The 20,423-nt window shown below is 57.1% G+C and carries 18 protein-coding genes and 1 pseudogene; 15 read left to right on the forward strand and 4 right to left on the reverse strand.

Annotation, left to right across the window (positions count from 1 at the left end; translation table 11 throughout):
• Positions 1-5: 5 nt before the first annotated feature.
• The gene (gene pqqU, locus SK62_RS09810) at positions 6-2,123 is read right to left on the reverse strand and encodes a TonB-dependent receptor PqqU (protein WP_047719520.1); all 2,118 of its coding nucleotides are present in this window, start codon (positions 2,121-2,123) and stop codon (positions 6-8) included.
• 246 nt (positions 2,124-2,369) lie between these two features.
• Between pqqU and SK62_RS09815 the strand changes: the two genes are divergently transcribed.
• Positions 2,370-3,431, forward strand: a complete 1,062-nt coding sequence (locus SK62_RS09815; protein ID WP_047719521.1) for a 7-bladed beta-propeller protein YncE — start codon at positions 2,370-2,372, stop codon at positions 3,429-3,431.
• A 92-nt stretch (positions 3,432-3,523) separates the two neighbouring features.
• On the opposite strand, the gene ansP is transcribed toward SK62_RS09815, so the two are convergent.
• Together ansP and SK62_RS09825 are read right to left on the reverse strand one after the other, a co-directional pair.
• Entirely contained in the window at positions 3,524-5,020 is a 1,497-nt protein-coding gene (gene ansP / locus SK62_RS09820) for an L-asparagine permease (RefSeq protein ID WP_015570454.1), read from the reverse strand.
• Between the two features lie 327 nt (positions 5,021-5,347).
• Positions 5,348-6,238, reverse strand: a complete 891-nt coding sequence (locus SK62_RS09825) for a LysR family transcriptional regulator (protein WP_045345121.1) — start codon at positions 6,236-6,238, stop codon at positions 5,348-5,350.
• A gap of 112 nt (positions 6,239-6,350) precedes the next feature.
• Between SK62_RS09825 and SK62_RS09830 the strand changes: the two genes are divergently transcribed.
• The 13 genes and pseudogenes from SK62_RS09830 (at position 6,351) to SK62_RS09895 (ending at position 17,826) form a co-directional block, all read left to right on the forward strand.
• On the forward strand, positions 6,351-6,749 hold the full coding sequence (locus SK62_RS09830) for a (R)-mandelonitrile lyase (protein WP_015570456.1): 399 nt from the start codon (positions 6,351-6,353) through the stop codon (positions 6,747-6,749).
• 71 nt (positions 6,750-6,820) lie between these two features.
• On the forward strand, positions 6,821-7,360 hold the full coding sequence (locus SK62_RS09835) for a shikimate kinase (RefSeq protein WP_047719522.1): 540 nt from the start codon (positions 6,821-6,823) through the stop codon (positions 7,358-7,360).
• A 109-nt stretch (positions 7,361-7,469) separates the two neighbouring features.
• Entirely contained in the window at positions 7,470-8,471 is a 1,002-nt protein-coding gene (locus tag SK62_RS09840; protein ID WP_032653686.1) for an LLM class flavin-dependent oxidoreductase, read from the forward strand.
• A complete protein-coding gene (locus SK62_RS09845) occupies positions 8,468-9,589 on the forward strand; it encodes an amidohydrolase (RefSeq protein ID WP_017382285.1) in 1,122 nt (373 codons plus the stop codon). Before SK62_RS09840 ends, SK62_RS09845 begins: the two co-directional genes overlap by 4 nt.
• A 16-nt stretch (positions 9,590-9,605) precedes the next feature.
• A pseudogene (locus SK62_RS23180) lies at positions 9,606-11,869 on the forward strand (NtaA/DmoA family FMN-dependent monooxygenase).
• Between the two features lie 9 nt (positions 11,870-11,878).
• Positions 11,879-12,388, forward strand: coding sequence for a GNAT family N-acetyltransferase (locus SK62_RS09860; RefSeq protein WP_015570459.1), 510 nt, complete (start codon positions 11,879-11,881; stop codon positions 12,386-12,388).
• Between the two features lie 9 nt (positions 12,389-12,397).
• Positions 12,398-13,324: an amino acid ABC transporter permease gene (locus tag SK62_RS09865; protein WP_047719524.1), complete on the forward strand. Its 927-nt coding sequence runs from the start codon at positions 12,398-12,400 to the stop codon at positions 13,322-13,324.
• On the forward strand, positions 13,308-14,081 hold the full coding sequence (locus SK62_RS09870) for an amino acid ABC transporter ATP-binding protein (protein ID WP_017693375.1): 774 nt from the start codon (positions 13,308-13,310) through the stop codon (positions 14,079-14,081). The genes SK62_RS09865 and SK62_RS09870 overlap by 17 nt, the downstream gene beginning before the upstream one ends.
• A 9-nt stretch (positions 14,082-14,090) precedes the next feature.
• On the forward strand, positions 14,091-14,978 hold the full coding sequence (locus SK62_RS09875) for a transporter substrate-binding domain-containing protein (protein ID WP_017382289.1): 888 nt from the start codon (positions 14,091-14,093) through the stop codon (positions 14,976-14,978).
• A gap of 41 nt (positions 14,979-15,019) precedes the next feature.
• Positions 15,020-15,637 (forward strand): glutathione S-transferase family protein, encoded by a 618-nt coding sequence (locus SK62_RS09880; protein WP_006810732.1) that lies wholly within the window; start codon positions 15,020-15,022, stop codon positions 15,635-15,637.
• A 37-nt stretch (positions 15,638-15,674) separates the two neighbouring features.
• Entirely contained in the window at positions 15,675-15,905 is a 231-nt protein-coding gene (gene pptA, locus SK62_RS09885; protein ID WP_003857012.1) for a tautomerase PptA, read from the forward strand.
• A gap of 186 nt (positions 15,906-16,091) precedes the next feature.
• Positions 16,092-17,093: a Kdo(2)-lipid IV(A) acyltransferase gene (locus tag SK62_RS09890; protein ID WP_032653673.1), complete on the forward strand. Its 1,002-nt coding sequence runs from the start codon at positions 16,092-16,094 to the stop codon at positions 17,091-17,093.
• A gap of 91 nt (positions 17,094-17,184) precedes the next feature.
• Positions 17,185-17,826 carry an ECs1377 family protein gene (locus SK62_RS09895; protein WP_047719526.1) on the forward strand — a complete coding sequence of 214 codons (642 nt, stop codon included), beginning with the start codon at positions 17,185-17,187 and terminating at the stop codon, positions 17,824-17,826.
• On the opposite strand, the gene SK62_RS09900 is transcribed toward SK62_RS09895, so the two are convergent.
• Positions 17,819-18,118, reverse strand: coding sequence for an ArsR/SmtB family transcription factor (locus tag SK62_RS09900; protein WP_000612740.1), 300 nt, complete (start codon positions 18,116-18,118; stop codon positions 17,819-17,821). The genes SK62_RS09895 and SK62_RS09900 overlap by 8 nt on opposite strands.
• A 161-nt stretch (positions 18,119-18,279) precedes the next feature.
• Between SK62_RS09900 and fusA the strand changes: the two genes are divergently transcribed.
• The gene (gene fusA / locus SK62_RS09905) at positions 18,280-20,382 is read left to right on the forward strand and encodes an elongation factor G (RefSeq protein ID WP_047719527.1); all 2,103 of its coding nucleotides are present in this window, start codon (positions 18,280-18,282) and stop codon (positions 20,380-20,382) included.
• Positions 20,383-20,423: the final 41 nt, after the last annotated feature.

The raw sequence follows: 20,423 nt of genomic DNA on the forward strand, positions 1-20,423 counted from the left end.
ATGTTTTACTCAAAGCGATAAGAGACCGACAGGCCCACGCCATAGTTACGGCCAGGGGCGGGTTCGTAATAGCGATTGTAGCCGGCGTTTACAATCTCTGAGCCGACGTACTCTTTATCAAACAGGTTATCGACGCGACCAAAGATGTCCATTCCCCATTTGCCGTAATTGAGTTTATACCCGGTATTCAGACCGACCACGGTATAAGAGGGCGCTTTGGCGGTATTGGTGTCGTTTGCCATCACGTCGCTCATGTAGCGGGCATCTGCCCCCGCGTACCAGCCTTCCTCAGGCTCCCAGCCAAACGACGCATACCCCATGTTACGGGCAATCCCCGGCATCCGGTTGCCGCTACAGTCTGCATTGCTACAGACGTTGGTACGGTAGGTCGCATCGAGATAGGTCCACGCCATTTTCAGCTTCCAGTTTTCGGCAAACTGCTGGTCGAGCGCAATTTCCACACCCTGACGGCGCGTTTTCCCCGCATTTTTGTAGGTAGTGCGACCATCTTTGTTTTCGTCCACCACGATCTCGTTGTCGGTATCCGTGCGGAACAGCGCCGCCGTCAGGATGCCATTGCCGATGCGGGTTTTGCTGCCAATCTCATAGGTGTTGTTGGTTGACGGTTGCAGATTAATATTGAGGCCGCCTTTGCCATCAGAACGGTAGGAGAGTTCGTTGATGGTCGGGGTCTCAAATCCACGTCCCGCCGCGGCATAAAGGTTCCAGGCGTCGGTCACGGCGTATTTCACCGCACCAGCCGGGAGCCATTTATGGTAGCTGGCGTCACCGCTGTCATCGCCGTTTTGCGGGGTAATGTAATGATCGTTGGAGTCAAACCAGACGGAGCTGTAACGCACGCCCGCCTCAACGGACAGCTTTTGCGTGAGCTGCCACTGGGTTTGCAGGTAGGGATCAAGGTTCCACATCAGGTTACGTTCGTCACGGCGTTTGTTACCCTTCACGCCAAAATCCGGCACGCCGTTGTTCATCACGAAGTTTTCATACCCGCGGCGATTTTCACTCATATTTTCGTAGTTAAGGCCGGTGGTAAACGTTACCGGCACCAGCAGCTCGCCGCGGTGGGTCCAGCGGGTATCAATACCCTGATAATGGCGCTGCATATCAATTACGCCGCCCGAATGCGCTGGATTTTCAGTCTGCGTGGTATCCGGAATGGACTGGTACTGGGTCATTTCACGCTCACCGGCGTACATCATCACGCTGAGGTCGTCCTGTTCGCTCAGCTGACGGTCGTAGCGGATCCCAGCCTGGGTCTGCTTAATGGTTTTACGCGTATTGTACTGATCGCCACGGGGTGACTGGCGCGGGTTGTTCTGCCACTCCTGATAACTCAGTCCGCCCGGATCGTTGGCTTTCATGTCCACGCTGTTAAAAATCAGCGTTAGCTTGCTGACATCATCAATGCGCACGCCCAGTTTCGCGTTGGCGAGGTTTTTCCGTGCGCCGCTGTGGTCACGATAGCCATGTGTGGTGAAACGGGTGGTGGATACCGCATAGTCCACATCCCCCGCCTGAGTCCCGTCGCCCACCGCACCGGTGGCCTTCATGCCGTAACGCCAGGTGCCGTAGCTGCCGTAATAGCTGCTGGCTTCAATTGTGGCTGGCTGTTGTCCGGTCTGGGTGTTGATGTTAATCACGCCGCCGGAGGCATTGCCGTACAGGGCAGAGAATGGGCCGCGCAGCACGTCGACGCTCTCAATGCTGTTGAGGTCAATGTTTGACGTCTGCCCCTGGCCGTCGGGCATGGTTGCCGGAATGCCGTCCACGTACATGCGGATCCCGCGTACGCCGAAGGTCGAACGCGCGCCGAATCCGCGAACGGAAAGTTGCAGATCCTGAGCATAGTTCTGGCGGTTCTGGATTTGCAGGCCTGGTACGCTCCCAAGGGATTCAGAAAGGTTGATGCGCGGTGTGGCATGTCGCATATCCTCGCCGCTCACCACGCTGACTGCGGCCGGGGTGTCCAGTTCGGAGACGGTTTGCGGCGTGGCGCTGACGATCAGGGTCTGTTCTTCCGCGGCCATCGCACTCAGCGGGCCAAAAATGACGGGAACGAAGAGCAGTGGTAGTGATGCCTTACGGGCAGTAATAATTTTCATGGAGTAAACCGGTTAAGAAAAATTCGAACCAAATCAACTGGAACCTGTGTATATATGTTAAATCCTTTGTAAATGTTATGAAAACTATAACCGCACATTTCGTGAATGTAAGGTTTTGAAGGAAAGAAATACTCCACATTCAACTCATTAATGATTACTATTCTCATTAAAATAACGGCAAAGCGATGACTTTGCCCACCGGAAGTGATGTCAGCGGTAAATCTCCTCATTTGAAAAGGAATTGTTATGTCTTTACGTCATCTGTGCTCGCCGCGCCTGCGTGGGTCTGTGTTGTTGGGCTCTTTACTGTTTGCCGGTACGTTCCAGGTTCATGCCGCTGAAGAGATGCTGCGCAAAGCGGTCGGCAAGGGCGCGTATGAAATGGCCGTCAGCCAGCAGGAAAACGCGCTGTGGGTTGCGACGTCACAAAGCCGAAAAACCGATAAGGGCGGCGTGGTCTATCGTCTGGATCCGGTCACGCTGGAAGTGACGCAGGCGATTCATAACGATCTCAAGCCGTTTGGCGCCACGATCGATAACGCCACCCAGACGCTGTGGTTCGGTAACACCGTCAACAGCACCGTGACGGCGATTGACGCCAAAACGAGCGAGGTGAAAGGGCGCCTGGTGCTGGACGATCGCAAGCGTAGCGACACGGTGAAGCCGCTTCAGCCGCGCCAGCTGGTGGCCGATGACACGACCAATACGGTGTACATTACCGGTATCGGCAAGGAGAGCGTGATCTGGGTTGTTGATGGCGCAACGCTGAAGCTGAAGGACACCATCACCAACACCGGCACGTTCAGCACCGGTCTGGCCCTGGATGCGAAGGCAAAACGCCTGTATACCACCAATGCGGACGGCGAGCTGGTGACCATTGATACGGCAACCAACAAAATCCTCAGTCGTAAAAAAGTGCAGGATGACGGAAAAGAGCACTTCTACCTGAACCTGAGCCTGGACACTGCCGGCCAGCGTGCGTTTGTGACGGATTCAAAACAGCCAGAAGTGCTGGTGGTGAATCTGAAAGATGGCAGCGTGATGCAGAAAATCGCCGCGCCAGCATCGCTGGCCGTACTGTTTAACCCGGCGCGTAACGAAGCCTATGTGACGCACCGCGAGGCGGGCAAGGTGAGCGTGATTGACGCCAAAACCTACAAAGTGACCAGGACCTACGATACCCCGGTTTACCCGAACAGCCTGGCGCTGTCTGCGGACGGTAAAACGCTGTACGTAACGGTGAAACAGAAATCAACCCGTCAGCAGGAAGCGACCCAGCCTGACGATGTGATTCGTATCGCGCTGTGATGGTGGAATTGCCCGGTGGCGCTGCGCTTACCGGGCCTACAAAACCATGAGATTTAGGCCGGGTAAGGCGAAGCCGCCACCCGGCTTTTTTATTAACGCGAGGTTTCTTCTACCAGCGGTGCGTCGTGCTTTTCATCGTCGTGATGAAGCGGCGCGGTGCTGTGGATCTCGTGAACGCGCTTACGCACGCCGAACCAGCCAGCAATCAGCAGAACCGCCAGCAGTGGGATCGTCGCGATGGTGTAAGTACCGTTCGGGTAGTCAAACGCCATCAGTACCAGCACGCTGAACAGGAACAGCAGGGTGAGCCAGGAGGTCACCGGTGCGCCCGGCATCTTGAAGCACACATCAGCCGCTTTGCCTTCTTTGATCGCTTTGCGCAGACGCATCTGGCAGACCACAATAAAGGCCCAGGAGGCGATAATCCCCAGTGCAGCCACGTTCAGAACGATCTCAAATACGCGGGACGGCACCAGATAGTTCAGGAACACGCCAAAGACGTAAACCACCAGCGTGGCCAGAATCCCCGCATAAGGAACCTGCTGCCTGCTCATCTTCGACATAAACTTCGGCGCAGAGCCTCCCATCGACATGGAGCGCAGGATACGGCCCGTCGAATAGAGCCCGGAGTTCAGGCTGGAGAGCGCGGCGGTCAGTACCACTATGTTCATGATGCTGCCCACGTACGGCACGCCCAGCTTAGAGAAGAAGGTTACAAACGGGCTTTGCCCCGCCTGGTATGCATTCCACGGCAGCAGCAGCACCAGCAGCACCACGGAACCCACATAGAACAGACCGATACGCCAGATCACGCTGTTGATGGCTTTTGGCACCATCGTCTGCGGATCTTTACATTCGCCTGCCGCCGTACCGACCAGTTCGATGGAAGCAAAGGCGAACACCACCCCCTGCACCAGCACCAGCGCAGGCAGCAGGCCGTGCGGGAAGAAACCACCGTTATCGGTAATCAGGTGGAAGCCGGTTGCGTTACCGTCCAGTGGTTTACCGGTACCGAGGAATACGGTTCCGACCACCAGGAAGATCACAATGGCCAGCACCTTCACCAGTGCGAACCAGAACTCCATCTCGGCGAACCATTTCACGCCGATCATGTTCATGGTCCCGACAATTGCCAGCGCCCCAAGGGCGAACACCCACTGCGGCACATCGCCAAACGCGCCCCAGTAGTGCATGTACAGCGCAACGGCGGTGATATCGACGATACCGGTCATCGCCCAGTTAACGAAGTACATCCAGCCCGCGACATACGCGGCTTTTTCACCAAGAAACTCGCGGGCGTAAGAGACAAAGCTGCCGCTGGAAGGGCGGTGGAGTACCAGTTCGCCGAGGGCGCGAAGGATGAAGAAAGAGAAGATCCCGCACACCAGATAGACCAGGGCGAGAGCGGGGCCAGCCATTTGCAGACGTGCGCCTGCACCTAAAAACAGACCTGTACCGATAGCGCCGCCGATGGCGATCATCTGCACCTGACGGTTGCCCATCGCCTTGTGATAGCCCTCTTCATGAGAGTTCAACCAGCGACGTTTCGCAGCATGATGATCGGCTGCGCTTTTATTGCTTGTTTTCATTGAGTTACCTGTTTGCCTGTCTGAACCATTAACGTGATAGTCCTGCCTGGCAGATGTCGAAACAAACGATTGCTTCTGCGCAGACACATGCTGCCTTTCCAGTCATTCTGTGTATGGATAAGGCAAAACATGGCGAGGCATCCTACCCGCAATTGTTAAGCGACGCAAAATATAACCGTGTCGAAAGTGATGCTCGTCGAAGGAAATCGTGTGGTCAGAGCAGACGGCGATCACAACGCGCTGAATCGTGACGTTTTTTTAGGCAAAAAGGTCTGTGAATGCTGATTTAATCATCAGGTTTACTTAATAGTTACTTATAGGTAGAGCTTATGAATGCCGCAGGGCTGCAATAAGTAATGCAAACGCGGTAGTGTGCTGGCGGCGGCTCGGATAGTACAGATGGTATCCCGTAAAAGCCGGGCACCAGGCTTCAAGCACACGCACTAACCGGCTCTCAGCAAGGGCGTCCTGAACCGCATCTTCCGGGACGTACACCAGCCCCAGACCGTTTTCGGCGGCATCGATGCGCTGCGGCAGGCTGTTGAGGATCAGCTGGCCGTCAACCCGCACGCGCAGCTCACGTCCGTCCCGTTCAAATTCCCAGGCATATAATCCGCCGCGTGTGGGCAGGCGCATATTAATGCAGCGGTGCTGATCAAGCTGCTCCGGCGTCTCCGGTACGCCGAAACGCTGCAAATACTCTGCCGACCCGACGACCGCCATGCGCATGTCCGGCGCAATACGAACGGCAATCATATCTTTCGCCACCTGCTCACCCAGACGCACCCCCGCGTCAAAGCGGCCATCGACAATATCAGTCAGCCCATTGTCCACCGTGACTTCAACGTTGATATCAGGATACTGCGCCATAAAGGGTTTAAGCACAGGCCACAGCACCGCAGACATGGCGTGCTCCCCGGCGGTAAGGCGAATATTCCCGGCAGGTCTGTCGCGGGTATCACGCAGCGCGGTGAGTTCCTGCTCGATCTCCAGCAGATGGGGGCTTAAGCGCATGAAGAGTTGCTCGCCGGCCTCGGTAGGGGCCACGCTACGGGTGGTGCGGGTTAACAGACGGACTTCCAGCCTCGTTTCCAGATTGCGCATTGCGTGGCTGAGCGCCGACTGAGATACCCCAAGCTGCGCCGCGGCGCGGGTAAAGCTGCGCTCCCGGGCGACGACCATAAAGGAAAGCAGATCGTTGAAGTTGTCTTTTAACATGGCGGTTTACTCGATTTATGAATTGAATTCATGGTTCCTTTCTGATTATGCACTCTAATGCTCCCCATGGCTTTACGCTACTGTTAACGCAACAGCAAACGAGGAGTTAATCATGAAAATTATCCGTAGCGGTTCGTTACCTTCCGTTCAGGGCCCAGAGGCCTGGTTTACCGGCTGCGTGCGCATTGACGCGCCTTTCCAGGCGACTGAACCGGCAAAAGTCGGCGGCGCAACCGTCACCTTTGAACCCGGCGCACGTACCGCCTGGCATACGCATCCTCTTGGACAAACGCTGATCGTGACGCAGGGGCGCGGCTGGTTACAGGAGTGGGGGAAAGAGGCGGAACCGCTGAATCAGGGTGATATCGCCTGGATCCCACCCGGCGTGAAGCACTGGCACGGCGCAAGCGCGCAGACGGCCATGACCCATATCGCCATCGCAGAAGCTGTCGACGGGAGCCCGGTGGCATGGCTGGAGAAGGTCACCGATGAGCAGTATCCGAACGAGTAGTCTGGCGTTTCGTAAACAAATTATTAACGTTATGATTCGATCCGTTTTCTTCAGCATGTGCAGGCGGAACGGTGAAAATCAATATCATAGGCACCAGCGGAAGTGGGAAAAGCACGTTTGGCAGGCGAATCGCGGAGGCGCTGGCTATCCCTTACATTGAGATGGACAGGCTTTACTGGCGAGCGAACTGGCAGGGAACACCGGATAATGAGTTTCTTGCAACCCTGGAAAAAGCGCTCGCCGCCTCGCCTGACTGGGTCCTGGACGGAAATTACAACCGCACACGCGACGTTAAGTGGCGCGACGTCGATCTGGTGGTGTGGATAGATCGTGGGTTTATCCGCACGCTCTGGCAGGCGGTGACGCGGGCCTCCAGACGCGCCTGGCACAAACAGGAGCTCTGGCCCGGCACGGGGAACCGCGAAAGCTTTCGTCGGTCGTTCCTTAGCAAGGACTCTATTATCATCTGGACGATCAAAACCTGGCGCAGCAACCGCAAACGATATGAGGCGGATATGCAAAACCCGCAGTACGCACACATTCGCTTTCGCCGCATTACCCGACGGCAGGATGCGGAAAGACTCATTACATCGCTCAAATCACGCCGATGACAGACGCTCTATTGCCGTTTTCCGGCAATCCAAATGTAAATTAATTGTTTCTCAGAGGTGAAATCCACCTTTAATAATGACGACATGTTAAGTCAAACGAGAACGCAACATGTCATGGCGAATCAGCATTCTGGATAAAAGCCCCGTCGCAGAACACGAAACAGCCGCCGATGCGCTGGCGCGAACCTTAGCACTGGCGCAACAGGCAGAAACGCTGGGTTATCACCGCTTCTGGATTGCCGAACACCACAATACCCCGCAGCTTGCCAGCCCCTCGCCGGAGCTGCTGATTGCCTGGATCCTCGGGCAAACAAAACGTATTCGCGTGGGCTCAGGCGGCGTCATGCTGCAACATTACAGCCCCTATAAAGTCGCCGAAAATTTTAACGTACTGGCCGCCATTGCGCCGGGCCGGGTTGATCTGGGCGTTGGCAAAGCGCCCGGCGGTCTGCCGCTCTCTACCCGCGCCTTGCAGCACGGCCTTAATCCGCAGGAAAAAGGCAGCTTTGCTGAACAACTGACGCAGCTCGATCGCTGGATCCGCCCTGAAAATCAGTCAGCGGAGGAGGACGTTCGCGCCACGCCGCTGCCGCCGGTGCCTGCCCGGGGGTTTCTGCTGGGCGCCAGCACAGAAAGCGCGCTGCTGGCGGCCTCCCTCGACTGGCATTTTGTTTTTGCCGCCCATCTGAACGGTGATCCTGAGCTGCTGCGCGAGGTCGTCACAGCCTGGCGTCAACACAGCGTCCGGGAGGTGATTGTGGCCGTGCAGGCCATTGTTGCCCCAACCCAGGCTGAGGCCGATGCGCTGGCGCAGAAGGTTGAAGTGTGGGGCGTGGAGCTGGCAAACGGACAGCGCGTCACCGTCGCCAGCGAAGAACAGGCCTACGCCTTTGCGCGGCAGGCGGGGAGTGAACCGGTGCGCATCGCGCGTCGGGCGCAGTCTCTGCTGGCCGGAACGGCGGCGTCGGTGCTTGAACAGCTCAACGCGCTGCATCAGCAGTGGGGGATTGACGAATTTATCATCGACACGCCGGTCGCTGATGGCGCAACGCGCGTACAGTCCCTGCGACTGCTGGCCGAGGCGCGTCTTAACAGGGAGGTTACCGTATGAGCTTTAGCGAACAACTGATTGCCTGGCGCCGTGAGCTGCACCAGAACCCTGAACTCTCTGGTCAGGAGGTCGAAACAACGGCGCGCCTGCGCGAGTGGCTGACGGCAGCCGGGATTGCCCCGCTGCCTTACGATCTCCAGACCGGGCTGGTTGCGGAGATCGGCACGGGCAACGCACTGGTTGCGCTGCGCGCCGATATCGACGCGTTACCCATCGACGAGCGCAGCGGGGTGCCGTTTAGCTCCCGGCGCGCCGGGGTGATGCATGCCTGCGGACACGACATTCACACCAGCGTGATCCTCGGCGCCGCGCTAAAGCTGAAAGAGCGGGAAGCCTCGCTCAACGGTCGCGTGCGGATCCTGTTCCAGCCAGCGGAAGAGAATTTCGGCGGAGCAAAAAGCATGGTGCGGGCCGGGGCGTTACGCGACGTACGCGCGATTTTCGGGATGCATAACGAGCCGTCACTGCCGGTCGGCGAGTTTGCCACGCGCGGCGGCCCGTTCTATGCCAACGTTGATCGCTTCGTTATTCACGTGACCGGCAAAGGCGCGCATGCCGCACGTCCCCATGAAGGCAACGACGCCATCGTGCTCGCAAGCCAGCTGGTAACCGCGCTGCAAAGCGTAGCCAGCCGTAACGTCAACACGCTGGATTCGGTTGTTCTGAGCGTGACGCGCATCGCCGGGGGGAATACCTGGAACGTGCTGCCGGAAAGCGTTGAGCTGGAGGGCACGCTGCGCACGCACCGCACGGAAGTGCAGCAGAACGTGAAAGCGCGCGTCGGTGAAATCGCCGCCGGATTTGCCAGCGCCTTTAGCGCGCAAATCAACATCACCTGGTACGCCGGGCCCACCGCGCTGGTGAACGATGAGCACTGGGCCGGTTTTGCCACCTCGGTCGCGCGCGAAGCGGGATATGAAACCCGGCATGCGGAACTGCACATGGGCGGGGAGGATTTCGCGGTCTATCTGCAAAACATACCCGGCGCGTTTGTCAGCATTGGCAGCAACAGTCCGTTTGGGTTACATCACCCGGCATTTAACCCGGACGAAGCATTAATCGAACCCGCTGCCCGCTATTTTGCTCAGCTCGCGGAAAAAGCCCTGCAACACGTTTAATTAATTTGAGGTGAATATGTCTGCACATCGTCAATTGCGGCTGGGGACCATTTTGCATGGTGCATCCGGAAATATGTCTGCCTGGCGCCACCCGGCGGCGGTCGCGGATGCCAGCATTAATTTTGATTTCGTTAAAGAAACGGCTTTAAAAGCAGAAGAGGGCAAGCTCGACTTTATATTTGTGGCCGACGGCCTTTATATTAACGAGAAATCCATTCCGCATTTTTTAAACCGCTTTGAGCCGCTGACGGTGTTGTCCGCGCTGGCGAGTATCACCTCGCGCCTGGGGCTGGTCGGCACGTTATCCACCTCCTACAGCGAGCCTTTCACCGTTGCACGCCAGTTCGCCAGCCTCGATCACCTGAGCAACGGACGCGCGGGCTGGAACGTGGTGACGTCACCGCTGGAAGGGTCAGCCAGGAACTTCTCCCGCGAAAAACACCCGGAGCATGCGCTGCGCTACCGCATTGCCGATGAGTATCTCGACGTGGTGAAGGGGCTGTGGGATTCCTGGGAAGGGGATGCCTTTATCCGCAATAAAGAGAGCGGACAGTTCTTTGATGCGTCGAAACTGCATACTCTTGATCACCACGGTGATTTCTTCCAGGTTTCCGGCCCGCTGAATATTGGCCGCACGCCGCAGGGACGTCCGATTGTCTTTCAGGCTGGTGCGTCCGACGACGGTAAAAAGCTGGCGGCAAAACACGCTGACGCCATCTTTACCCACCATGACACGCGGGAAGAAGCCCAGGCTTTTTACCGCGATGTTAAACAGCAGCTGGAAAGTCACGGCCGCCGCGCAGAGGATTTACATATATTCCAGGGCGTCAGCGTGATTGTTGGAAACGACGCCGATGACGTAGAAAACCAGTATCAAACTACGGCGGCACTGGTCTCCATTAATGATGCGCTGAATTACCTCGGACGTTATTTCGAGCATCACGACTTCAGCCAGTATCCCCTCGACGCGCCGTTCCCGGATATTGGCGATTTGGGCAAAAACAGCTTCCGCAGCACCACCGATGAAATCAAGCGTAACGCCCGTGAGCGCAACTTAACTCTGCGTCAGGTCGCGCTGGAAGCCGCATCGCCGCGCCCGCGTTTTTCCGGCACACCGGAGCAGGTGGCCGATGGTTTACAGGCCTGGTTCGAAGAGAAGGCGGCGGATGGCTTCATCATTCAGGGCGGCACGCCGGACACCTTCCCGCGCTTTGTTGACCAGGTGGTGCCCGTTTTACAGGCGCGCGGCCTGTTCCGCACCGACTATCCCGGCACCACGCTGCGCGAAAGTCTGGGCTTAGACGAGCCCAAAAATCAGTTCACACAACAATAAAAGAGAAAAACGCTATGCAGAAATCATCGCTTATTCTGGCGCTTGCGCTGGCCTTTACCCCTGCCGTCTGGGCAGAGAACGTCAATATTAACGGCACCGGCGTGAGCATTGAGGCCAATAAAACGCCGATCAATACCGCCAAAAACAGCGATGCGATCGCGCAACTGCCGAAAGACTATCGTTTTGCCGTGCCGGGGAAATTTACCGTGGCGGTGGCGGGACTGAATCAACCGCCACTGACGGTCTTTTCCGACGACAACAAAACTCTGCTGGGAAGTGAGGTCGACATCGCGCGTCTGGTAGCGGACAGCCTCGGACTGGAGCTGAACGTGGTGCCCACCTCCTGGGAGGATTGGCCGCTGGGGGTTGCCTCCGGGAAATACGACGCGGCTATCAGCAACATCACCGTCACTAAAGCGCGCAAAGAGAAGTTCGACTTCGCCACCTACCGCAAGGATTCACTTGGCTTCTACGTGAAATCCACCAGTCCGATCAACTCGCTTGTGAAGGCAGAGGATATCGCCGGGCTGCGCATCATCGTGGGTTCCGGCACCAACCAGGAGGCCATCCTGCTGGCATGGAACGAAGAGAACCTCAAAAAAGGGCTTAAACCCTTTACGCCGATCTACACCAAAGACGACGCGGCCCAAACGCTGGCGCTTCAGTCCGCACGCGCGGACGCCTACTTTGGCCCGAACGTGATCGGTGCCTGGAAAGCGGCGCTTAACGGTAAAACCAAACTGGTCGGCAGCGTCGACGGCGGCTGGCCGAAGGCGGCGCATATCGCGGTGACGCTGAAAAAAGGCAGCGGCCTGGTCGAGCCGGTTCAAACCGCGCTGAACGGCGCGATCAAGAACGGAGATTACGACAAAGTGCTGAACCGCTGGGGGGAAGGCGTGGAGCGTATCCCCAGTTCCGAAGTTAACCCGGCGGGTCTGGGCGATTAAGGAGGCGCTATGCGCGAACAATTTCGTGACGTTTCGCCGGAAGATGCCGATCTTCAGCCCATTATCGAGGGGCTTTTCGGTGAGTACGCCGCTCGTTACGGCGACTACTTTTCAAAGGATGCGGAAGTCGAGCTGACAGAGTGGTACCTGGCGCCGCAGGGGCTGTTTATCGTCCTGGAGCGCGATGGCGAGATCATCGCCACCGGTGCGTACAAGCCCTTCGACGAACACACCGCAGAGATCAAACGCATCTGGACGAATAAAACGCTGCGCCAGCAGGGGCTGGCCGCGCGCGTGGTACAGGAGCTGGAGCGCCGGGCGGTGCTGGCGGGCTACAGCCGCATCTACCTGACCACGGGGTTTCGCCAGCCGGAGGCGGTGCGGCTCTATCTCAGTCAGGGGTATCAGCCGCAGTTCGATCTTAACCGCGATCCGGAAGAGTATAGCCAGCCGCCGTTCGACGGTCGGCTGCGTTTCACCAAGACGCTGATCCGCGAAGCGCTCAGCAAAACCGCATAAGGAGCGACGATGAGCAACGTTGAAACCATAAAAGTGGTCCCGGCACGTTATCCGCTGCGCGCTGCTGGCGCCGTGGTGGCGCTGTTTGTACTGGCGGTCGTGATCCAGTCCGTGGCCTTTAATCCGCGCTGGGAATGGGCGGTATTTGCCCGCTGGTTCTTCGACCCGGTGATCCTCGAAGGCGTCGGCCAGACGCTGCTGCTGACGTTAATAAGCACCGTACTGAGCGTGGTTATTGGCGGCATGCTGGCGCTGGCGCGGCTCTCGTCATCATGGCTATTGAGCAGCCTGGCGTGGGGGTACATCTGGCTGTTCCGATCGTTGCCGCTGATCGTGGTGCTGATTATCCTCTATAACTTCTCCTATCTCTACGACACGCTCTCTCTCGGCGTGCCTTTTACCGGCATTACCTGGGGCAGCTTTGAAACCATCAATGTTCTCGGGCAGTTTTCTACCGCCATCGTGGGGCTGACGCTGGTGCAGAGCGCCTATACTGCGGAGATCATTCGCGGGGGCTTCCTTGGGGTCGACCACGGTCAGTATGAGGCGGCCGCTGCGCTGGGGCTGCCGGCGTGGCGTCGCACGGTGCGCATCATTCTCCCCCAGGCGCTGCGCACCATCCTGCCGTCCGGGTTTAACGAAATCATCAGCCTCGCCAAAGGGACGGCGATGGTTTACGTGCTGGCGATGCCGGAACTGTTCTACACGATCCAGATGATCTACAACCGCACCCAGGAGGTGATCCCGCTGTTGATGGTGGGGGCCGTCTGGTATCTGGTGATCACCACCGTACTGTCTGCCATCCAGCATGTTATTGAGCGTGGACTTGCCCGCAGCGAGCGCCGCTCCGCCGTAAACCACAACCGGGCGACCAGTCGCGCGCGTTCCGTCACCGCTTCGCCAGCACAGGAGCCTGTTCATGCAAGCCTCTCCTGAAGGACACATTTCCATTACCGGCGTCAGTAAGTTTTTTGGCCGACATAAAGCGCTCGATAACGTCACGCTTGAGATCCCGCCGGGCTCCGTGACGGTGATCCTTGGCCCCTCTGGATCGGGAAAATCGACGCTGCTGCGCACCATTAACCATCTGGAGCGCGTAGACGAAGGCTTTATTCAGATTGACGGGGATTACATCGGCTATCGCCGTCAGGGTGACAAACTCTACGAGCTAAAAGAGAAAGAGATCCTCAAACAGCGCGTCAACGTTGGGTACGTGTTTCAGAACTTCAATCTTTTTCCGCATCTCACGGTGCTGGAAAACCTGATTGAAGCACCCATTGCGCATAAAAAGTTCAGTAAAAAAGAGGCTGTTGAAAACGCATACAGCCTGCTGGATGTGGTCGGACTGCGCGATAAAGCTGATGCATGGTCGCGTCACCTCTCCGGCGGCCAGCAGCAGCGTATCGCCATTGCCCGCGCGCTGGCGCTGCGCCCGCGCGTGATGCTGTTTGATGAACCCACCTCGGCGCTGGATCCAGAACTGGTTGGCGAAGTGCTGGACGTGATTAAAAAGCTCGCCCGTTCCGGCACGACGCTGGTGGTGGTCACCCATGAGATCGGTTTTGCCCGGGAAGTGGCGGACCAGGTGGTATTTATGGTCGACGGTAAAATTGTGGAGCAGGGCAGCAGCGACGACGTGTTAAACCGACCGTCGCATCCGCGAACGCGCCAGTTCCTCTCAAAAGTGCTGTAAGGAGCGCAGATGAAATATGGACTCCTGGCGGGGCTGGTCTTCACGACGGCGAGCTACGCCAGCATTGATTTAAAGGCCAACGAACAGCCGCTGCCGGTGACGGTTGATCAACAGGCAGTGGCGAAAATCCCGGCGAACTATAAATTTGTTGAGCCGGGTACCCTCACGGTGGCGATTTCAGCCCTGAATTCTCCGCCGCTGGCGCTGCTGGCCAGTGATAACCGCACCCGTATTGGCAGCGACCCGGATATCGCCCGGTTGCTGGCGGGCAGTCTGGGGCTGAAGCTGAAGCTGGTGCCAACGGCGTGGGAAGACTGGCCGCTGGGGATCACTTCCGGGCGTTATGACGTGGCGTTGGTGAATATCGCCGTCACCGAGCAACGTAAGGCGAAGTTCGATTTTGCGACCTATCGCGTCGATTCCCTCGCCTTCTCGGTGAAATCCACCAGCAACGTACAGTCGATCACCCGTGCGAAAGATCTGGCCGGTAAAAAGGTGATTGTCGGGTCAGGCACCAATCAGGAACGTATTCTGCTGGGCTGGAACGAAGAGAATAAAAAGGCCGGGCGCGAGCCTGCGTTGCCGGTTTATCTGACCGACGACGCCTCAGGCAATCTTTATATTCAGTCCGGCAGGGCGGATGTTTTCTTTGGACCGCAGTCCGTTTCGGCCTACAAAGCCGCGTTAACCGGCAAAACCCGCGTCGTGGGATTAGGGCCGAAGAAAGCCTATGTCGCCACCACAACCAAAAAAGGTAATGGGCTGGTGTATGCGTTGCAGGCTGCGCTGGACGGTGCGATTAAGCGCGGGGAGTATCAAAAGGTGCTGGCGCGCTGGGGGGAGGCGGGCGAAGCGGTGACTTCTTCTGACGTTAACCCGCCCGGGATAACCTACTAATGGTGCTCTACACTTAGGGTTTTCATCCCTGAGGGGGCAACATGATCAAACTCTATGGCGTACCCGGCTGGGGATCGGCAATCAGTGAAGTGATGCTGACTCTGGCAGACATCCCGTATCAGTTCGTCAACGTGGACGGGTTTGACCAGCCCGGCCCGCAGCGCGAATTGCTGTTAAAACTGAACCCGCTGTGCCAGGTGCCGACGCTGGAGCTGGAAAATGGGGCGATCGTGACGGAAACCGCAGCGATCGCCCTGATGGTGCTCGACAGACGTCCCGACCTCGCGCCGCCCGTAGGGCAGGCCGAGCGCCAGCAGTTTCAGCGCCTGCTCATCTGGTTTGTGGCGAACGTCTATCCCACCTTTACGTATGCAGATTACCCGGAACGCTGGGTGCCTGATGCCCCGGAACAGCTGAAGAAAAATTGCATTGAGTACCGAAAATCGCTCTATCTGTGGTTCGACAGCCAGCTCAGCGCCTCGCCGTTTGCGTTTGGCAAACAGCTGACGCTGCTTGACGTCTATATTGCCGTTGCGCGTACCTGGGGGCCACGTCATGAGTGGTTTGCCACTAACACGCCTAATATTACCGCCGTCGCGGATGCCGTCTGCGCGCTGCCGGAACTGCACAAGGTGCTAAAAGCTAACGATATAATCTGATAACGTGGAACGCTCACCTATAAAAGGAGCCCTGCCCATGCCACACGTTGATATCAAATGTTTTCCACGCGATCTGACTGACGAACAAAAAACGGCCCTGGCGGCGGATATCGCCGAAGCGATCGCCCGTCATCTGAACAGCAAAGATCGCTCAATCTCCGTGGCGCTTCAGGAGGTTCAGGAAGCTGACTGGAAGGCGCAGGTCTGGGATACCGAGATCGGCCCGAAACTGGATGAACTGATTAAGAAGCCCGGTTATTCGATGTAACTTGCCTGCCGGGTGGTGCAATATCACCCGGCGCTCCTCGCTTTTATTCCCTTTCGCAAAAATCGATAATAAAAACCATAACGATTCCGCTACAATTCATCCTTCCGAACAATATTCGTTGAATCAGCAGGTAAGCACTGCAACTGCACCAGATTAAGTACAAATTAGTAAAAGGATAATTTTTCCATGACAAAATTACCTCAGTTTTCACTCGCCTTTATTCATCCTCGTTACTGGCTCAGCTGGGCAGGCATTGCCGCGCTCTGGTGCACGGTTCAGCTTCCGTACCCGCTGCTGTTGAAAATAGGTCACGGGCTTGGGCGTCTGGCTATGCGCCTGCTTCCACGCCGCGTGGAGATCGCCAGACGAAATCTTGAGCTTTGCTTTCCTGATATGAAAGAGGACGAGTGCGAGCGTTTACTTGAGCGTAATTTTGAATCGGTTGGAATGGGCGTCATCGAAACGGGGATAGCGTGGTTCTGGCCAGACTGGCGCGTACGGAAACACTTCAGCGTAACCGGCTACGAACATATGGAACAGGCGCGGGCGCAAGGAAGGGGAGTGGTGCTCATTGGCATGCATTTTCTCACGCTGGAATTAGGCGCACGCATCTTTGGCATGCTCAACGCGGGTATTGGTGTGTATCGTCCCAACAATAATGCGTTGCTCGACTGGCTGCAAACGCGCGGTCGTCTGCGTTCCAATAAAACCATGCTTGACCGCTATGACCTGAAGGGCATGATCCGCGCGCTGAAGCAAAACGAGATCCTGTGGTATGCCCCGGACCACGATTATGGCAAAACGAATAGCGTGTTTGTGCCGTTTTTTGCCGTCCCGGACGCCGCGACAACTGCCGGGAGCTACATGCTGGTGAAAAGTGCCAGACCGGCCGTGATCCCGTTTGTACCGCGCAGAAAAGCAGACGGCACAGGGTATGAGCTGATTATTCTGGAAGATATTAGCGATACCTTGCAGGGAGGCGACAAAGCGTCGGTGGCCACGCAAATGAACAGAGCGATTGAGCGCGCCGTGATGATGGCGCCTGAGCAATATATGTGGCTGCATCGCCGGTTCAAAACCCGCCCTGAAGGCCAGCCGGACCGGTATAAACGCAAAAAACAGGTCGCGTCTACTGCAAGAACCTTTTCTGCCAGCGATATTTCGGACCGGTCGAGTATCCAGCAGTAGCCCGGCAGGGCGGATGCCGGTGCGCTCCGCCCTTTATAAATCCTGCCGCGCTGGATAGAATTACCGCATCCATATTGACGGGATGCCCAACATGACCGGAAGAGTCGATTATCATCTGGAAAAATACCTCCTCACCGAAGCCGGTGAGCCGGAACGTCTGACGCGCCAGTGGGCGGAGGTGATGCGCGAGTGTCATGACCAGAAATCCGGGGCAGAAGAGCGGCTGCGTCTCGCGCTGCTGAACGTGGATTATGTGACCAGCTTTGAGCTTCCCTTCCGGTTACTTCTTACCCGTGCACCGCAGCTGATTGATAGCATCAGAAATGAGTTTCAGCTCAGTCAAAAAAATGTCCTGTTCAACGGGAAGCGGTTTGGCTGCGTCTACAGCCTTAAACAGGATTTGAACGGCATTCCGGATGAATTTACCTACCACCTGAAGACCCGTATTCAGCGGATCGATGCGTCCGGCGGTTCGGAAGTGCCTTACCGGCAAATCGCTCAGCAGGTGAAAGCCCCCCGCGAGCGCCTCCAGCTGGCGCTGGAACAGGGGCTTGCGGTCACCGCGCTTGACGGGCTTTTCTGGTTTGGCCTCCAGCGCATAGCCGCCGAGGTGCAGCGGTTAAGGAAGACCGGGATGAGAATAGTCACGTCCGATAGGGAGGTGTTCGACACCCTTACCGGAACAATACGGCGCATTCCGGTTTATCGTCTTGAGGACGCTGCCGCTACTTAGCCTGGAGCAGGATCGCCAGCAGTCCAGGAAAGCGGGCGTCCAGATCCTCTCTTCTCAGTGAGATCATATTCTCGCGCCCCTGCGGGCGCTGCCAGATCACGCCGCTGTCGCGCAGCACGCGCCAGTGGTGAGTCATAGTAGATTTCACCACCTCTTCCGGGCGCAGCGCGTTACAGCTCAGTTCGCTGCCGTCGGCCAGCCTGCGGATAATCGCTAATCGCAGCGGGTTGCCGAGGGCGAACAGCACATTTTCCAACACTATTTGTTCAGGTTCCGGGTGGTTTGGGATCATCGTTTTCCTGCGTCTCGCGTGAGATTGAGCTATATCAACAATAGGTCAACCGTTAAAAAATAGTTCGATAATACTCGTACAATAGGACTATTATAACAAACGAACGAACACGCGACCATCCCGGTCGTCACAAACCAGTCATGAAGACTTAAGGAAATAACATGCCCCGACCCATTCCACTCGAACGTTATCGCAACATCGGTATCTCCGCGCATATCGATGCGGGCAAAACAACCACCACTGAGCGCATCCTGTTTTACACCGGGATGAGCCACAAGCTGGGTGAAGTACACGATGGCGCGGCAACCACCGACTGGATGGCGCAGGAGCAGGAGCGCGGGATCACCATTACGTCGGCGGCGGTAAGCTGTTTCTGGCCCGGTATGGACAGAGGCTTTGAACCGCACCGCATCAATATTATCGACACCCCCGGGCACGTGGATTTCACCATTGAGGTGGAACGTTCCATGCGTGTGCTCGACGGTGCGGTGATGGTCTATGACTCCGTCGGTGGCGTGCAGCCGCAGTCGGAGACCGTCTGGCGTCAGGCGAATAAATATCACGTCCCGCGCCTGGCATTCGTCAACAAAATGGACCGCCCGGGTGCGGATTTCTTCCGCGTGGTGCAGATGATGCAGGAGCGGCTGAAAGCCAATCCGGTCCCGATTGTGATCCCCGTGGGGGCAGAAGAACACTTCACCGGCGTGGTGGATCTCATCAAGATGCGCACCATTCTGTGGGACGATACGACGCAGGGCATGGCGTTCAGCTATGCGCCAGTGCCTGACGATCTGCTGAGTACCGCCCAGGCGTGGCGAGAAAAAATGGTTTCGGCTGCGGCAGAAGCCAGCGATGAGCTTATGGATAAGTACCTTGAGACGGGCGAACTGGATGAAGCGGAAATCATCCAGGGGCTGCGCGTCCGGACCATCTCCGGTGAAATACAGCCCATGCTGTGCGGCAGCGCCTTCAAGAACAAGGGCGTGCAGCGCATGCTCGACGCGGTAATTGAATTGATGCCGTCCCCACTGGACGTGCCCGCTATTGATGGGGTTGACGAAGACGGACAGCACGCCGAGCGCCACCCAAGCGATGATGAACCGTTCTCGGCGCTGGCCTTCAAGCTGATGAGCGATCCGTACGTCGGCCAGCTGACCTTTATCCGCGTCTATTCCGGCATACTGCGTAAAGGCGACGCGGTGTACAACCCGGTGAAGGGTAAGAAAGAACGTATCGGGCGCATCGTGCTGATGCATGCCAACGATCGCCATGAGGTGGACGAACTGCGCGCAGGGGATATCGCGGCCTGTGTCGGGCTGAAAGACGTCACCACCGGTGACACGCTGACCGACCCGAATGCGGTGATCACCCTTGAACGGATGGAGTTCCCGGACCCGGTTATTTCGCTGGCGATTGAGCCGAAAACCAAGGCCGATCAGGAGAAAATGGGGATCGCCCTACAGCGCCTGGCGGCGGAGGATCCGTCGTTTCGCCTGCACACGGACGAAGAGTCCGGACAGACCATTATCTCCGGGATGGGCGAGTTGCATCTGGAGATCATCGTTGACCGCATGAAGCGTGAGTTTGGCGTTGAGGTGAACATTGGTCGTCCGCAGGTCACCTACCGTGAAACTCTGCGTAAAGCGGTGAAGGATATTGAAGGTAAATTTGTCCGACAGTCCGGCGGGAAAGGGCAGTACGGTCATGTGGTCCTGAGCCTTGAGCCGTTAGCCGCCGGGAGTGGTTTTGTGTTTGAAGATGCCACCAAAGGCGGGGTGGTGCCGCGGGAGTACATCCCGTCGGTGGAAAAAGGCTTGCGAGAAGCCATGAATACGGGAGTGCTGGCGGGCTATCCGGTGGTGGATGTGAAAGCGACCCTGACGTTTGGTTCCTACCATGACGTTGACTCCTCGGAGATGGCCTTCCGCATGGCGGCGATCCTCGGCTTCAAAGAGGGCGCACGGCGGGCGGATCCGGTTATTCTTGAGCCGGTCATGCACGTTGAGGTGGAAACTCCGGAAGAGTACGCCGGGAACATTATGGGCGATCTCTCCTCCCGTCGCGGCCTGGTGCAGGGGATGGCAGAGCAGTACGGCAGCCAGATTATTCGCGCTGACGTCCCGCTGGCTGAGATGTTTGGCTACGCCACCACGCTGCGCTCGATGTCCCAAGGGCGCGCGACGTATACGATGGAGTTCGATCATTTTGCGGAAGCTCCGCGGAATGTGGCGGATGAGATTATTACGAAGCGTGTGAAGAGTTAATTAATTGCACATGGTAGTCATTTGGCTACCATGTGCCTTTA

Origin of the sequence: Enterobacter sp. BIDMC109 (assembly GCF_001037885.1) — a bacterium.
Taxonomy (GTDB): domain Bacteria; phylum Pseudomonadota; class Gammaproteobacteria; order Enterobacterales; family Enterobacteriaceae; genus Enterobacter; species Enterobacter hormaechei_C.